Source organism: Gillisella taibaishanensis (genome assembly GCF_001938985.1).
Lineage (GTDB): Bacteria > Pseudomonadota > Alphaproteobacteria > Rhizobiales > Rhizobiaceae > Allorhizobium > Allorhizobium taibaishanense.
Genome location: NZ_MKIN01000026.1, coordinates 32,079 through 47,410 on the forward strand (window position 1 = coordinate 32,079; position 15,332 = coordinate 47,410).

The following is a 15,332-nucleotide window of genomic DNA, read 5'->3' on the forward strand; positions in this document are numbered from 1 at the left end:
GGACCAGTGGTACTTTTATATGTACCACTGGTACAGTCTATGCAATCGCCCTATCAAGCACAACAAGGAATGATCAATTGCGCTACAAACTGTTTGGCAAGCACACGGGGCTTCGGGTTTCCGAACTCGTTCTCGGAACCGCTAACTTTGGCACAGCTTGGGGAGGGCATGGTGCTCAACCCGAAGAAGCTCGACAGATTTTAGATACATACGCAGAAGCGGGCGGCAATTTCCTCGACTCGGCAAACGGCTATCAAGAGGGACAATCGGAAATGGTTCTTGGCGACCTGCTCGCCGGCCGTCGCGACGAGTTTGTTTTGTCGACGAAATTTGCCGTGAAGACGACTGCGGATTCTGGCCTGCTCGTCACAGGAAATAGCCGACAGGCAATGGTTCTTTCTGTTGACGCGAGCCTGAAACGACTGAAAACAGATCGGATCGACCTGTACTGGGCACACGTTTCGGATGGCGTGACCCCACTTGAGGAAATCGTCCGCGGTTTCGACGATCTCGTCAGGGCGGGTAAGATACTCTATGCGGGCCTATCGAATTTCCCGGCCTGGCGCGTGGCGCGTGCCGCGACAATTGCCGAGCTCAGGGGAGCTGTCCCCATCGCTGGCATTCAGGTCGAACACAGCCTCGTCCAGAGGACGACAGAACAGGATCTAATCCCGGCCAGCAAAGCCCTCGGTCTTGGGGTTGTGGCGTATTCTCCACTGGGTGGCGGTGTGCTGACAGGCAAATACCGTTCAGGCAAATTTGATAATAGGCGCGACGAAGCCTGGGCTGGCGCAGGTTTCCAGCCTGAAAACTCGCAGCAGCGGACTGCGATCATCGACACCTTGATCGCGGTCGCCGAGGAGGCTGGCGTGACACCCGGCGAGATAGCGATTGCCTGGGTTGCCGGCAAGGGCTCGCTGCCGATCATCGGGCCACGCACATTTGCGCAACTTGAATCAAATCTGGCAGCAGCGAAGGTGGTTTTATCGGCAGAACAAGTGACGCGTCTCGACGATGTCAGCGCAGTACCGCGGGGCTATCCCTACACAGTGCTTGACGACCCTCGCATCAAGGACCTCATAACGGGCGGGAAGTTCGATAAAATCGATGTTCCCGCGGAGCCCATCGCCTAAAATTCAAAACAGCGCTCGTGCAACTGGCGGCGTTATCGGGCGAGTTCCACCTCCTCTATGATTTGGAATAGGTCATCTTGCGCCGATCTGTAGCCACGACGACCAATTTGGGCAAGGTCCGGGCAGGACGATAGGTCGCGGCTCATCTCAAGCGATCTTCCGTGAGGCTATTGAGTGGAGTCGAACAGCCGTTCACCTAGATAATGACTTTGGTGGTGTTCGTTGGAGTGACAGCGGCTTCATGGCCTATGCCAGCCTGCACAACATCGGTCACCCGACGCCTGGTGAGACTGTAGTCGTCGCCACGGCTCGCGGAGCGGTTGGCTCTGTCGACAGCCAGATCGCCGATCCAGGGGACACGCGTTGTAGGAATTGCCGGGAGGCCAGACATTTCATGCCAGTTAGCAGCGGCCTGCCCGAACTGAATCGATATCTATTTCGAAAATGTCGGCGGTGCCGTCTGGGGTGCGGTCCTGTCTGGCAAGCTGGTCGTTCAGGGTGTCGGGCTAGCCGTAGAACGGCGCCGGGTGCCAGCGCGTTAGTCGCGAACGCGATCGTATTCCTGTTGCGCGGCCTCAAGCTCGGGACCGTAGGTCATCGACCATGCATATAGCGCCTCGAACGGTTGCTGGAGGGAGCGGCCGAGCGGGGTAATGGTATATTCGACACCAACAGGTGTCGTTGTGGTCAGCACTTCGCGGCGGATGAGCCCATTGCGCTCCAGGCGCTTCAAGGCGTCGGAAAGAGCCTTGTGCGTGATCCCATCAAGGCGCCGCATGATCTCGTTGAACCTGGATGGCCTGGAGCACAGGACTGTCAGGATCAGCACCGACCATTTATTGGCAATCTGCTCCAGCACTGGCCGGGCCTTCTCCACGTCCAGCAGTGCCTCGGTGGAGACGGCCTTGGGCCGGCGTGATGAATTGGCTTTCGCTGACAGAGCTTCATCCAATACGGGCATGGGTATACTCCTCGATATCTGCTTTACTTATAGTGCGTTATTGACCGTAGGTATAGAGGATATATCTATCTCCATCATTATTGAAGGAGTGAACATGAGCAAATTGGCAAACAAGGTCGCCCTCGTGATCGGCGGCGTCGGTGGCATCGGCGGAGCTATTTCCAAGAGGTTCGCCAGCGAAGGCGCGCAGGTCTACTCGACCAGCCGGAAAGGTGGGGAGCGCGCGTCCGAAACAGGGGGCTTGGGCAGCATCCGGATCATTCAGGCGGACGCCAGCGAAAAGGCCGATCTTCATCGCGTCTTGGAGCAGATCAGATCGGAACAAGGCCGCATCGATGTACTTGTCGTAAACGCGGGTCTATCCGAACATGCGCCCCTTAAAGAAATTTCGGACGACCATTTCGACCGGACATTCGGCCTGAACGTCCGATCCCTCGTCTTCGCCGCACAGGGCGCGATCGACCTCATGTCGTCCGGCGGAACGATTGTGCTCATCGGCTCCATTGCCGGCGACATAGGCACAAAGGGATACGGCGTATATGGTGCGACGAAGGCAGCAGTCCGTTCGTTTGCCCGCACATGGGCCAGCGAACTTGCCCCCAGAGGCATTCGCGTCAACGTTGTCAGCCCAGGACCAACCGATACAGCGATGATGGCAAGCGCCTCACAGGAGGTTCGGGATGCTTTATCCAGCATGATCCCTCTGGGACGCATGGGTCGACCTGAAGAGGTGGCGGCAGCAGCTCTCTTCCTCGCAAGCGACGAGAGCAGCTTTACGACAGGTGCGGAGCTGGCTGTCGATGGAGGAATGGCCCAAGTCTGATGTTCACCGTCGATTGGCTCAGGGAACACGCCTGTGCCAGACGACTTAAACCGCATGGTACCAAAGGGAGCCGACCGGAACGCTGCGCATCCAGACGTCCCTCGGAGCTTCGCGGATGGTTCTCTCACCTCTCATTGGTGAATATCTACGCCGCTCTCTGTATTACCTAGGTCGCCGAAATATCCCTGCAAAATTGCGATGCTTAGTAAACCTCATCGGACCGATGAGAGCGGCAGCTCAAGCTACGACTTCTGCGGATCATCCCTTAGACGAATGGCGTTGAGCCGATCCCGAGCAACCACCGAAACAGGAATAAATTGATGGATGGTTCATGAGCTATTTAAGCAGGAAGATGGAACGGCCAATAGGCCGCTCCATTATCGCATTAACCGTGAGGTCATTGAATCAGACTGTTCTGCCAGAAATTATCCTGGATAACCTGGGCGACGTTTCCGATCCGCCGCCAGCGAACTGGCAGTCCAGATGCAGTCGGCAACCAGTTGAGGGGTTAGCTTTACAGGCACGGAATGGATAACGCTCTTCGGATCGAGCGCGATTTCGCCTACCTTCAGCAGTTCTTCCGCTGTGACGTTCTCCAGTCCAAGATCGGTGAGGGTGGTGGGTAGGCCGATATCCTGGCAGAAATCGATCGCCTCATGGATTTCCGTCAGTGGACGGTTTTCCAGAACAAGAAGGCCGATGATGCCGAATGCAACCTTTTCGCCGTGGAAGAAATGATGCGTCGGCTCCAGTACCGTCAGAGCGTCGTGAATACCGTGCGCTCCGGATACGCCGCAGTTTTCAAAGCCCAGACCGCTTAGCAGCGTATTGGCCTCGATGATGTTTTCCACCGCCTGCGTCAGCTTGCCATCGCGGGCCGCAGCATAGGCCGCTCGACCGTCCCGCATCAGCACGTCATGGCAGCGCCGCGCGATTGCTTCCCCGGCTGCCGTGGTGACATAGCCATCGCCGATATAGTTGTTGGAGCGGCTTTCAAAATTCGACCGCGCCTCATACCAGGTCGAGAGCGCATCGCCCATACCAGACACCAGGAAGCGGACAGGCGCCTTGATGATCAGGGCGCTGTCGACCAGAACGACATCGGGGTTGCGCCCGCAACGGATAACGCGATCATAGACCCCGTCTTCGCTATAGATCACACCGAGCGAACTTGTAGGGGAATCGGTCGATGCTATGGTTGGAACGGTTGCCGTCCGCGCGCCGAGATGTAGCGCGGAAATCTTTGCCGTATCGAGCGCCTTGCCGCCGCCGATGCCGATCACCACCCCTGCCCCGGTGGCCTTACCCTCGGCTATCGTTCGGTTCACCTCGTTGTCGGAGGATTCACCGGAAAACTTTACAAAATGGCTTTTGACGCCCTGCACCGTGAGATTGGCTTCCACCTTAGGGCGCAGCGTTTCCCAGAAGAAGCCGTCGATCACGATCAGCGCCGATTTTGAAAGCGGTGCGATGTAAAGCCCGATGTCATCGATGACGCCAGGGCCCTGCACGTAGCGAAGCGGCCCGCCATATCCTCTTGCGGTCATGGTCTTGTTCCTTTTGATTTATGGCAGATCAGCGCGTCGGACCGAAAGGTGGGGACCGGTTTTCGGAAACAATTCGACGCGCAAACAACAAGTTAACGCAGCGTCAGGCCGCCATCGACGGTGATCACCTCGCCCGTCGTGAACGAGCCGGCATCGCTCGCGAGATAGACGACCGACCCGGCCAGTTCCTCGACCGTGCCGATACGGTTCTGCACAGCACCCTTTTCCCAATAATTGGCGACGACATCAGGGTGCTCGCGCAGCACCTCATCGGTCAGTTCGGTGCGGATATAGCCAGGCGCCAGCGCATTGACGCGGATATTGTGCTCTGCCCATTCGGTGGCGAGCGCCTTGGTCAGCATATGCACACCCGCCTTCGACACGTTATAGGCGGCGTGGCGGAAGGGCCAGTTGACGATCCGGCCCGACATGGAGCCGATATTGATGATCGACCCGCTCTTTTGCGCAATCATCCGCCGTCCGACATGCTTCGAGACGAGGAACACACCGTCGAGATTGACGGCCATGGTCTGGCGCCACTGGTCAAGGCTGCAATCCTCCGCCGGTGCGGGTAGCACGATGCCGGCATTGTTGATGAGAATGTCGATACGCCCGAAGCGGTCGATTACACCTTGCGTCATCCGCTCCACATCAGCCTCGTCGGAGACATCGGCCTGAAGCGCGAAGCTGTCGCGGCCCTGGGCCTTGATGGAATTGGCGACCTCTTCTGCGCGATCCAGCGTCGAGCGCACGATGATGGCGACGTCGGCACCATGGGCAGCGAGCGCCTCTGCCAGCGCCTTGCCTATGCCGCGCGATCCGCCCGTGACGATCGCCTTGCGACCAGTCAGATCGAATAGGCGGCGGTAATCCTTAGCCGTGTTTGACATATTGTTTCCTCCCTAATTTTGGAAATATTCAAGCCGCCGTCGGCGATGTCTGCGGCGTAGCAAGGGGCAGCGCATTCACCGGCTCACCCCAGCGGGCGAGAATGTGTTCGGCGGTGCGCTGCGCCTGGGCAACGATGGTCAATGACGGGTTCACTGCGGTCGAGGACGGCAGGAAAGACGCGTCGACGACATAGAGATTGTCGACATCCCAGACCTTGCAATGCGGATCGAGCACGGAGCTTTCCGGCGCCGTGCCAAAGCGGGCGGTGCCGCATTGATGCATCGACACCTTGATATCCATCTTGTTGGTGATGATCAGCGGGTAGCCAAGCGAGCGCATGATGCGCGACCAGACTTTGACCAGCTCATTGTGAGATTTCAGGTTGTTGGCGGTGTAGCTTAGGCGGATGCGGCCGTCGGGGTCGACGGTGACGCGATTGTTCGGATCGGGCAGGTCTTCCGACATCAGCCACCAGTCGACACTGCGATCGGCAAAGGTCGACATCAGCCATTCCGGCGCCCAGGTGGCACTCGCTGTCAGCATGCCGCCCTGCAATTTGCCGAGCCCTTGCACATTGCCGAGCGGATAGGGCTTTTCGTTATTGGCGAGGTAGAAATCATTGATCGCCATCGACTTCTGAAAGACCACGCGGTTTTTCTTGAACGGCGATATCGCCATCATCGCTGTATTGTTATGGGCCATGTAATTGCGGCCCAGCTGGTCGGACATGTTGTTGCCGAGGCCCCGCTTGTGCGCATCGTTGGCGGAACGCAGCAACAGCGCTGCCGAGTTGATTGCGCCAGCGCTGGACACAAACAGGTCGGCCTCAATCACCTGCTTCTGGCCCTTGTGGGTCAGTTCAACGCCGGTAACGCGCTTGCCGGTCGAATCGGTCAGCAGCCGGTGCACAAAAGTCTCGGTAATCAGTTCGATCTTACCCATGGATTTGGCAAGCGCCGGGTTGACCAGACGCACTTCCGCATCGCCCTTGGCACCCAGCTTGCAGGCAAAGCCATCGCAGGTGCGACAGCGGATACAGCTGCCGCCCTGATGATAGTCGATGGCGATCGGCAGCGGGAAAGGATGCAGGCCCTTCTCCTTCAGCTTCTTTTCGAAGAAGGCGATTTCCGGCTCGTGACCGATGGCCGGATAAGGCATGGGACCGGAGCGCGGTGGCTCCGTCGGGTCCATGCCCGCAGTGCCATGGGTGCCCATCAGCCTTTCGGCGACAGCATAGTAGGGTTCGAATTCGTCATAGGAAACCGGCCAGGCAGGGGCAACACCATCCTCGTGCTGCAAATCCTCGAAATCCTCGCGGCGGAAACGTAGGGTGGCTGCCCCGAAAAATTTGCTGTTGCCGCCGACATAGTAGTAGGTGCTGGGATTGAAGAGTTCGCCGTCTTTGTCGCGCCATTCTTCCTTGGTGGCGTATTTCTTCTTGTGGAAGACCGCATCGACATTCCAGTTATCATCTTCCCTGGGCAGGCGCGGCCCGCGCTCGATCATCAGGATATTGCGGCCGGTCTCGGCCAGCCGGTTGGCAAGCGCACCACCGCCAACGCCGGCACCCACGATGATCACGTCGTAAAATGTCTTCAAGTCGCTCATGTCTCTCTCCCGTGCGTGAACGTTCTTTTCCTCGAAGCCCGCTCGTCACATGATGGCGCCCACCTGCCAGGGCACGAATTCGTTGTCGCCGTAATTGTAGATTTCGCTGAGCGTCCGCTCGCCCGAGGCCGTCGCAACGATCGCCTCGAATATCCGGTTGCCTACCTCTTCCACCGTCTCGTCACCGGTGACGATGGTGCCGCAGTTGAGGTCCATGTCCTCCTGCATCCGCGCATACATCGGCGTGTTGGTGGCAAGCTTCAGCGACGGTGCCGGCTTGAAGCCCGAGACGGAACCGCGTCCGGTTGTAAAGCATATGACGTTGCAGCCGCCTGCGACCTGGCCGGTCACCGCAATCGGGTCATAGCCGGGGGTGTCCATGAAGACGAAGCCGCTTTCGGTGATGCGTTCGGCATATTCATAGACGGCATTGAGCCGCGTCGTGCCGCCCTTGGCAACAGCCCCCAGCGACTTCTCAAGAATAGTGGTGAGACCGCCCGCCTTGTTGCCATGGGACGGGTTATTGTTCAGCTCTGCCTGGCCGCGCTCGGCATAATCGCGCCACCATTCAATCCGCTGCAGCAGTTTTTCCGCAACGGCGGGGCTTTTCGCGCGCCGCGTCAGCAGATGTTCGGCGCCGTAGATCTCAGGCGTTTCGGCAAGACAGGCCGTCCCGCCATGGCTGACCAGGAGATCGGCGGCATAGCCCAGTGCCGGATTGGCGGAAATGCCGGAATAGCCATCCGACCCGCCGCATTCCAGCGCAAGCTTCAGCTTGGACACCGGCTGCGGCGTGCGCGTGAGTGCGTTGACTGAAGGCAGCATGGCATCGATCGCGGCAATCGAGGCTTCGATGGATTTGCGCGTGCCACCGGTCGCCTGGATGGTGAGCGTGTGGAAGCGCTCGCCCTCTTTCAAACCATGCGCGGAAAGCAGCGCTGGAATCTGGTTGGTTTCACAGCCCAGACCGATCATCACGACGCCGCCGACATTGGCATGGGTGGCGTAGCCGGCAAGCGTGCGCGTCAGATAGCGATAGCCTTCCGCCGCCGTGTTGATGGCGCAGCCGCCGGCATGTGTCAGTGCGATGACACCGTCGACATTGGGATAATCCTCAAGCCGTCCCGGCGCGGCGTAGTGCTGCGCCACGGCCTTCGCGACAGTCGCCGAACAGTTCACCGAGGAGACGACGGCGATATAGTTCCGGGTCCCCGCCTCGCCATTGGCGCGCTCGAAGCCCATGAACCGCACTGGTTCCGCGACAAAGATCGGCTCATGCGCATCCACGCAGAATTCATGGGCGAGTTCCACGTCGCGCATGGCCATGTTGTGCGTATGAACATGGTCGCCGACGGCTATGTCGCCGGTGGCAAAGCCGATGATCTGGCCGTATTTGATCACGGCATCCCCCGCCTTCAGTGCGGAAATAGCAACCTTGTGGCCCTGGGTAATGCGCCCGGTCAAAGCCGCTCCGCCAAGTTCCGGCAGGGTCACCGGCTCGAGCGTCAGACGTGCCACTGCGACATTGTCGCGCGCGTTCAAGCGCAAAAGCGGTGACGACGCTGAATAGAGTGTCATGGGGCGTCCTTTCTTTCGAAGAGCCCGCGCTGGTCTTCGTACATCCGCGCCATAACGGCGAAGGACGTGTCCAGATGGATGCGCATGGCAAGTTCCGCCTGATCGGCGTTGCGGTTGGCCAGCGCCCGAACAATCGTGTCGTGCTGTTCGGTGACCACGACCAGATGGCCAGGCACAGGCGCGCTGAGCTGGCGCATCCGGTCGAGATGCACCTTGGCAAGGGTGATGAATTTCCAGATGCGCGGATAGCCGCTGATGCCGGCGATCGCGCTGTGAAAGGCGTCGTCACAATCGAGATAGCTGTCGAGCTGGTTGTTATCCAGAATGGCCTGCATGTCGCCGATCAGCACTTTCAGGCGTGCAACATCCGCATCGCTGACATTGGCAACGGCTTTTCGCACGCTTTCGATTTCCAGCGCGCGGCGAATGACAAAGCCCTCTTCCGCCACCGTAAAAGAGATGCGGCTCACATAGGTGCCCGAATGCGGAAAGATGTCGACAAGCCCTTCATCTGCCAATCGCTGCAGTGCTTCCCTGACCGGGGTCCGAGATACGCCCAACTCGGCACAAAGGTCTTTTTCCGAGATCACGGCACCCGGCTCCATCTCTAGGTGTACGATTGCCTGCCGCAACAACCAATATATCTGTTCGGCCTTTGGAATCGGTTTTGTTTTTTCCGCGCTCATCTGGAACCCATGTAAATCAGCATTTTAAATGATCAATAAGAAGTTTAGGTAACCCTGTTGACAGCTTCTTTTGGATCTGCATTTATATAACTCATATATTAGTTTGTGGCGCAAGGAAAATTTTTCGCGACTACGAACAGGAGGAAGGGTCGGGGTGGCGAGGAGGCTAGCCCACCCTGAAAGATCTCGAAAAGCATGACATCCCTGAGGACAGCGGGTCCGCTGCAACGCCAATTCTGGCGGCGTCTGTGGGCCGACGGGATGCAAACAGATGAGCGCAGGCGACCATGGCAACCATCAATTATCTCACCCGAATTGAATTCGACTCAGGCTCGATCTCGAAGCTTCCCGCCCTTCTGGCCGAGCTTGGGGTGAGAAATCCCTTGATCGCCACCGACAAGGGTCTGGTGTCGACCGGCCTCGTCGCCAAGGTGCTGAATCTCTTCCCCGTGCCACCGATCGTGTTCGACGGCACGCCGGCCAATCCGACCGAAGAAGCAGTCATGGAGGCCTATCGGCTCTACTCGGCAGAGCGATGTGATGGAATTGTCGGATTGGGCGGCGGCTCGTCCCTCGATCTTGCCAAAGCTGTGCGGCTCCTGACCGGGCATGCCGCGCCGCTCGCGCAATATACGGCGGTCTCCGGCGGTGCCGCCAAGATCCACGGCAAGATCTGCCCGATGATCGCCGTTCCCACGACATCAGGGACCGGCTCGGAAGTCGGCCGCGCCGCCGTGATTATCACCGCTGATGGCCGCAAACTCGGCATTCTCAGCGGCTATATGCTGCCGTCGATCGCACTTTGCGATCCAGAACTCACCTATGGCCTGCCGCCCTTCCTGACGGCCGCCACCGGCATGGATGCGCTGTCGCACTGTCTCGAAACCTATATGGGTCCCACCGTCAATCCGCCGGCCGATGCGATCGCTCTCGACGGGCTGAAGCGCGGCTTCCCGGCTATTCGCAAGGCCGTGGCCAATGGCCAGGACCACCAGGCGCGCTGGGACATGATGATGACCGCGCTGGAAGGCGCGATGGCTTTCCAGAAGGGCTTGGGCGCTGTTCATGCCCTGACCCATCCGCTTGGCGCGATCCGCGAACTCAACCTGCATCATGGCACTCTGAACGCGGTGCTGATGCCTGCCGTGCTGCGCTTCAACCGTTCGGTGATCGGCGGCAAATGGGATGTGATGGCCGACATTCTCGGCGGCGCGCCTGATGAGGTCATGGCCAAGCTCAACACGGATATCGGCATGCCCCAGGGGCTCACAGCCATGGGCGTCACCGACGCGATGATGGAGAAGGTGTCCGGTGAAGCGCTGAAAGACCATTGCCACGCAACCAATCCACGGCTCGCCAGCCGCGAAGACTATCTGGCGCTGCTGAAGGAGTCGGCCTGACGTTACAGGCAACGACATAATCCAGAGGGAGGAGAACCTATGTCTGAATTTGAGGAAACCAAAGAGCGCGCCCGCTTCATGGGCGACCTGAAGCTCACCCGGCGCGGGGTTTTAAGCGCCGGTGCGGCGATTACAGTCGCGGCAGCGCTCAGCAAGCCACGGGCCGCCGGTGCCGAAGACCTGAAATTCTGCGCGTCGCTTGGCTGGACGGTGTGGGAATCCGGTCGCCATATCGTCAACGGTTACAAGGATGCAGTATCGAAGCTCGGCGGCACGCTGACCATTGCCGACGCCAATTACGACATCAAGAAGCAGGCCGACCAGATCGCCGCTTTTGTTGCGTCAAAACCGGCCGCGATCTTCATCACACCCGCCGATGCCGCCGCAATCTCGCCGGCCGTGCAGGCTGCGGTGGCATCGGGCATCCCGATCTTCTGCGGCGACAGCTATGTGCCGAACACGACGGTGACATCCACCGCCATGTCGAACAATTTCGGCCTTGGCGCGGCCGGGGCCGAATACATCGTCAAGCGGTTGAACGGTAAGGGCCAAGTGGCACTCGTCAGCCTGCCGTCGAACGAATCCTGGGACCAGCGCACGCTCGGCGCCAAATCTGTCTTCGCCCGCTTCCCGGACATCAAGATCGCCTCGGAAATCGCCTTTGCGCTCGGCGGCACCACGACCCCACGCCAGGTGGTGGACAATATCCTCACCGCCAATCCCGATCTCGAGGCCATCTGGTGCGCCTGGGATGGCGCTGCCTCGGAAGGCACGCTCGCCATACGTGCGTCGGGCAAGAAGGTGTTCATCACAGGCATCGACGGCGGCCGTCAGTCCTTCGAATACATCAAGGCTGGCTCGCCATTCGCGATGACCATGGCGCAGAGCTTCTACGAGATGGCCTACATGAACGCCTTCTACGCCCATGAGGTCGTGGCTGGCCGTAAGGCGCCGCGCTTTGTCATCACGCCGTCCTATGCCGTGACGCAGGACAGCCTGAAGAACCTCAAGGATCTCCCCGACAACTACGATCAGCCGGGCGAAGCAATCAAGCTGGGCTGGGCCAGGGCTCTTTGAGCCATAGGTGACGGCGGGCCGCGCTTAGCGGCCTGCCGTTCAAGATGAAGCCGGAAAGGATCTGTGCTGACAATGGCAGCCATTCTCGACATGAAGGGAATTGAAAAGCAGTTCGGCGTCGTCAAGGCGCTGGACAATGTGGATTTTTCCCTGGACGCAGGTGAAATCCACGCTTTGCTCGGCATCAACGGTGCCGGCAAGTCGACGCTGATCAAGATCCTCTCGGGCGTCTATTCCAAGGATGCCGGCACCGTCACAATCGCGGGCAAGACCGTTGAGCTTGGATCGCCGGCAGCGGCAATCGCCTGCGGCATTGCCTCCGTGCAGCAGCACCCTGAACTGGTCGATGATTTCACCGGCGTGGAAAACATCTTTCTCGGCCAGGAAGCCAAACAAGCAGGCCTCGGCCGGCGGGTGGACCGCAAGGCGCTGAAGCGCCAGGCGGAACAGCTGCTGAAACGCTTCCCGATCGAAATCGATCTCGAGCAGCGCGTCGGCGAAATGCCGGCCGTGGACCGCGAAATCGTCGCCATCCTGCATGCGCTGAGCCGCGAACATATCCGCATTCTGATCCTCGACGAGCCGACCTCGACGCTAACCGAGCGCGAGAAGACCTCGCTGTTTGCGCTGATGCGGCAGTTGAAGGCGGCAGGCATCGCGATCATCTACATCACTCACCGGCTGGAAGAGGTCTTCGAAATCGGCGACCGCTTCACGGTGTTTCGCGCCGGCAAGCGCGTGACGACGCTGAGCTGTCGCGAGGCGCGGGCAAGCCAGGTTTCCATTCCCGAACTGATGCTGGATGAAAAGCCCGGCGACATCTTCCCCCCCAAGGCGAAGAACGCCGCAGGGGAAGCGCTTCTCGAAGTCAGAGGGCTCGACCGGCCCGGCCTGTTTTCGGATGTCAGCTTCACCCTGCGGCGTGGCGAAATTGTCGGCATTTTCGGGCTTGTCGGCTCCGGCGCAGACGAGTTGTCCAAAGCGCTGTTCGGCGTCATCCGCCCGGAAGCCGGCACGATCACCCTGAAGGGCAAGCCGGTCACGCTGAGAGGTCCGCATGATGCCTTGCGCAAGGGGATATTTCTGGTGCCCGGCGACCGCCGCACCGAAGGTTTAACCCTGTCGCGCGACGTGATCTTCAATATGACGCTCGCCCATCTCGGTAAAGCGTCTGTGCTTGGCGGGCTGTTTCGGTTCACCTCTAGTCGCAAGACATCTGCCGAACTCGCTAAGCGCGTGGCGCTGCATCCGATGACGCTCGACCGGCCGGTCAGTGCGTTTTCGGGCGGGAACCAGCAGAAGATCGTCATCGCCAAGGGTCTCTATCGCGATGCCGACATCTACATCTTCGTTGAGCCCACCGTCGGTGTCGACATCGGCGCACGCGCCACGCTCTACGCGCTGATGCGCGAGCTTTCGGCTCATGCCGGCGTGCTTGTCATCTCCTCGGATTGCGATGAGGTGCATGGCGTCGCCGACCGGATGATCGCGCTCTACAAAGGTCGCCCCGTCACCGTGCCGGACCAGCGGCCGAGCCGCGACCAGCTTCTCTCGGCAGGCATCATGGGAGCACGCGCATGATAGCGCTCAAATCCTCGCCGCTGACCTTGCGGCTTCTCGCCTTCGTTCTGCTCCTGGGTGTGATCGCGGCCGTCTTCCAATCATTCGCGCCCGCCTATCTCAGCGAAAACAACCTGCATGCGCTGCTGCGCCACATGTCAGTCAACGGCTTGACCGCCATCGGCCTGACCTTCGTCATTGTCGTCAGGCATTTCGACCTGTCGTTTCCGGGCGTGGCGTCACTCGGCGCCATGACGCTGGGCTGGCTGCTCGCCAACGACTACAGCCTTGCGGAAAGCGTGGCGGGCGGCATCGGCATCGGGTTGCTGGCCGGGTTGATCAATGGCAGCGTGATCTCCTATTTGCGCCTGCCCGATATCGTAACCACGATCGCGACCGGCGGCGTCGCGGTCGGTCTGTCCTATTTTTACAGCAACGGTACGTCACTTTCGGAAAACTTCTTCATGTCGGGCATTCTCGACCTGAACGATTCCAAATTCCTGTCGCTCGACATGCCTGTCGTCATCCTGCTTGGCGCCGCCATCGTCGCGTTCATCGTCCTCCATTGCACCCGCTTTGGCCGGGCTTTTTATGCGACCGGCGAAAACCGCCGCTCGGCATTGTTTTCCGGCATCCGCGTCAAAGCCTATGTGCTGACAGCCTTCGGCCTCTGCGGCGCGCTCGCCTGTCTTGCCATCACCCTTCTGGTGGCTTCCTCGGGGGCGGCCAATGTCACGGCAGGCAACCAGTTGATGATGCCGGCCTTTGCTGCCGTCTATCTGGGCGCTGCCCTGTTCGGCGCGCCCTCGATCCCGGCTACGCTGGCCGGAACGCTGCTGATGTCAGCCATGCTCAACGGCTTCACCCTGCTGGCGATACCCTATTACTACAGCGATGCCATCGTCAGCACCGTGCTGATCCTGGCGATCGGCATATTCGACCCGAAACTCACTACACTGGTCGGCGGGCTCTTCACCCGCAAGCCGGCACGCTGAGGAAAAGGAGGGCATGAGACCATGACGGATTTTCCCATGAGCACCACGGACAGCGCATCGGCCAGATGGACAGCGGACCTCAAGAGCTTTTTCCTGCGCTACGGGCTCTTCCTACTGCTGGTGCTTGTCATCCTGGTATTCGCCTGGCTGCGTCCAAGCTTCGGCAGCGCCGGCAATATCAATGACATGCTGCGCTCGGCCAGCATCGCCGCGCTGATGTTTCTCGGTCTCACCTGGATTATCGCCGCTGGTGAAATCGACGTGAGTTTCATGTCGGTTGCCGCCCTTGCCAATATGGTTGTCGCTGCACTCGTTGCGTCTGGCCATGGCTGGGCGCTGGCCTGTCTGGCAGGGCTTGCGGTCGGCGTGATCTTCGGGCTGGTCAATGGCTTGCTGGTGGCGATCTTCCGGCTTCCGGCACTGGTCATCACCATCGCAACAGGTGGGCTGGCGGGATCTGTTGCGGCAGCGATCGGCCTCGGCACCTCGATCTCGCTGCCTTCGACCGGCTTTGTCGGCGCGCTGCTTCACGTCAATTTTGGCGTGGTCCCGCTTTTGACTGTCATCGTGGCGCTACTCTATGCCGGCGCCTGGTTTGTGCAGGAGCGGCTGACCTTTGGCCACTATCTCTATGCCCTGGAGCAGAACCGCGCCGCCGTGGTCGAGGCGGGCGTACCGGTCAATCGCCTGCTGCTGATGCTCTATATCCTGTCAGGCGTCGTGTCTTCCATCGCGGGCATCCTGCTGACGGCGGATCTTTCGTCCGGTCAGCCCTACATCGGCAGTTCCTATTTCATTGACGGGCTGACCTCCGTGCTGCTGGGCGGCATGGCTCTAAAATTCGGCAAACCCAACGTGATCGGCACGCTGACAGCAGTCGTGCTTCTGGCAGCGCTGCTCAGCGGCGCCGCCCTGCTCGGCTGGACGGATGCGCAACGGCAAATCGTCCGCGGCGCGCTGCTGCTTTGCGGCGTGGCCGTCGTTGTCTGGGCACGACGCAAGACCCGGGCGCATATCTAAGCAACTGGCGTCCGAAATCGCGAAAGACAAAACAAGAGAATGACGAGGATAAG

The 15,332-nt window shown here is 59.7% G+C and carries 13 protein-coding genes; 7 read left to right on the forward strand and 6 right to left on the reverse strand.

Annotated features, from left to right (window positions below):
• Nucleotides 1-77 precede the first annotated feature (77 nt).
• On the forward strand, nt 78-1,133 hold the full coding sequence (locus tag BJF91_RS20940; RefSeq protein WP_075616493.1) for an aldo/keto reductase: 1,056 nt from the start codon (nt 78-80) through the stop codon (nt 1,131-1,133).
• Nucleotides 1,134-1,671: 538 nt separating this feature from the next.
• Here BJF91_RS20940 and BJF91_RS20945 read toward each other — a convergent pair.
• A complete protein-coding gene (locus BJF91_RS20945) occupies nt 1,672-2,094 on the reverse strand; it encodes a winged helix-turn-helix transcriptional regulator (protein ID WP_075616494.1) in 423 nt (140 codons plus the stop codon).
• 94 nt (nt 2,095-2,188) lie between these two features.
• Between BJF91_RS20945 and BJF91_RS20950 the strand changes: the two genes are divergently transcribed.
• Nucleotides 2,189-2,917, forward strand: a complete 729-nt coding sequence (locus tag BJF91_RS20950) for an SDR family NAD(P)-dependent oxidoreductase (RefSeq protein WP_075616579.1) — start codon at nt 2,189-2,191, stop codon at nt 2,915-2,917.
• Nucleotides 2,918-3,342: 425 nt separating this feature from the next.
• On the opposite strand, the gene BJF91_RS20955 is transcribed toward BJF91_RS20950, so the two are convergent.
• The 5 genes from BJF91_RS20955 to BJF91_RS20975 form a co-directional block, all read right to left on the reverse strand.
• On the reverse strand, nt 3,343-4,464 hold the full coding sequence (locus tag BJF91_RS20955; RefSeq protein WP_075616495.1) for a glycerol dehydrogenase: 1,122 nt from the start codon (nt 4,462-4,464) through the stop codon (nt 3,343-3,345).
• A gap of 92 nt (nt 4,465-4,556) precedes the next feature.
• Nucleotides 4,557-5,354 carry an SDR family NAD(P)-dependent oxidoreductase gene (locus BJF91_RS20960; RefSeq protein WP_075616496.1) on the reverse strand — a complete coding sequence of 266 codons (798 nt, stop codon included), beginning with the start codon at nt 5,352-5,354 and terminating at the stop codon, nt 4,557-4,559.
• Nucleotides 5,355-5,382: 28 nt separating this feature from the next.
• Nucleotides 5,383-6,963 (reverse strand): GMC family oxidoreductase, encoded by a 1,581-nt coding sequence (locus BJF91_RS20965; protein WP_075616497.1) that lies wholly within the window; start codon nt 6,961-6,963, stop codon nt 5,383-5,385.
• A gap of 45 nt (nt 6,964-7,008) precedes the next feature.
• Nucleotides 7,009-8,541: a UxaA family hydrolase gene (locus BJF91_RS20970; protein WP_075616498.1), complete on the reverse strand. Its 1,533-nt coding sequence runs from the start codon at nt 8,539-8,541 to the stop codon at nt 7,009-7,011.
• The gene (locus BJF91_RS20975) at nt 8,538-9,227 is read right to left on the reverse strand and encodes a GntR family transcriptional regulator (protein ID WP_075616499.1); all 690 of its coding nucleotides are present in this window, start codon (nt 9,225-9,227) and stop codon (nt 8,538-8,540) included. Before BJF91_RS20975 ends, BJF91_RS20970 begins: the two co-directional genes overlap by 4 nt.
• Before the next feature lie 287 nt (nt 9,228-9,514).
• Here BJF91_RS20975 and BJF91_RS20980 point away from each other — a divergent pair, with 287 nt between their 5' ends.
• From BJF91_RS20980 to BJF91_RS21000, 5 genes are all read left to right on the forward strand, one after another.
• Nucleotides 9,515-10,627 carry an iron-containing alcohol dehydrogenase gene (locus BJF91_RS20980; protein WP_075616500.1) on the forward strand — a complete coding sequence of 371 codons (1,113 nt, stop codon included), beginning with the start codon at nt 9,515-9,517 and terminating at the stop codon, nt 10,625-10,627.
• 39 nt (nt 10,628-10,666) lie between these two features.
• Nucleotides 10,667-11,704 carry a sugar ABC transporter substrate-binding protein gene (locus tag BJF91_RS20985; RefSeq protein WP_075616501.1) on the forward strand — a complete coding sequence of 346 codons (1,038 nt, stop codon included), beginning with the start codon at nt 10,667-10,669 and terminating at the stop codon, nt 11,702-11,704.
• A 72-nt stretch (nt 11,705-11,776) separates the two neighbouring features.
• Nucleotides 11,777-13,285 carry a sugar ABC transporter ATP-binding protein gene (locus BJF91_RS20990; protein WP_075616502.1) on the forward strand — a complete coding sequence of 503 codons (1,509 nt, stop codon included), beginning with the start codon at nt 11,777-11,779 and terminating at the stop codon, nt 13,283-13,285.
• Nucleotides 13,282-14,259 carry an ABC transporter permease gene (locus BJF91_RS20995; RefSeq protein ID WP_075616503.1) on the forward strand — a complete coding sequence of 326 codons (978 nt, stop codon included), beginning with the start codon at nt 13,282-13,284 and terminating at the stop codon, nt 14,257-14,259. Before BJF91_RS20990 ends, BJF91_RS20995 begins: the two co-directional genes overlap by 4 nt.
• A 21-nt stretch (nt 14,260-14,280) precedes the next feature.
• Entirely contained in the window at nt 14,281-15,279 is a 999-nt protein-coding gene (locus BJF91_RS21000) for an ABC transporter permease (protein WP_075616504.1), read from the forward strand.
• Nucleotides 15,280-15,332 lie beyond the last annotated feature (53 nt).

Bases quoted from the DNA above. Each gene is read 5' to 3' on its own strand.
- BJF91_RS20975 (WP_075616499.1), bottom strand. From the start codon at position 9,227: ATGAGCGCGGAAAAAACAAAACCGATTCCAAAGGCCGAACAGATATAT.
- BJF91_RS20995 (WP_075616503.1), top strand. From the start codon at position 13,282: ATGATAGCGCTCAAATCCTCGCCGCTGACCTTGCGGCTTCTCGCCTTC.
- BJF91_RS20990 (WP_075616502.1), top strand. From the start codon at position 11,777: ATGGCAGCCATTCTCGACATGAAGGGAATTGAAAAGCAGTTCGGCGTC.
- BJF91_RS20960 (WP_075616496.1), bottom strand. From the start codon at position 5,354: ATGTCAAACACGGCTAAGGATTACCGCCGCCTATTCGATCTGACTGGT.
- BJF91_RS20955 (WP_075616495.1), bottom strand. From the start codon at position 4,464: ATGACCGCAAGAGGATATGGCGGGCCGCTTCGCTACGTGCAGGGCCCT.
- BJF91_RS20970 (WP_075616498.1), bottom strand. From the start codon at position 8,541: ATGACACTCTATTCAGCGTCGTCACCGCTTTTGCGCTTGAACGCGCGC.
- BJF91_RS20980 (WP_075616500.1), top strand. From the start codon at position 9,515: ATGGCAACCATCAATTATCTCACCCGAATTGAATTCGACTCAGGCTCG.
- BJF91_RS20945 (WP_075616494.1), bottom strand. From the start codon at position 2,094: ATGCCCGTATTGGATGAAGCTCTGTCAGCGAAAGCCAATTCATCACGC.
- BJF91_RS20985 (WP_075616501.1), top strand. From the start codon at position 10,667: ATGTCTGAATTTGAGGAAACCAAAGAGCGCGCCCGCTTCATGGGCGAC.
- BJF91_RS20950 (WP_075616579.1), top strand. From the start codon at position 2,189: ATGAGCAAATTGGCAAACAAGGTCGCCCTCGTGATCGGCGGCGTCGGT.
- BJF91_RS21000 (WP_075616504.1), top strand. From the start codon at position 14,281: ATGACGGATTTTCCCATGAGCACCACGGACAGCGCATCGGCCAGATGG.
- BJF91_RS20965 (WP_075616497.1), bottom strand. From the start codon at position 6,963: ATGAGCGACTTGAAGACATTTTACGACGTGATCATCGTGGGTGCCGGC.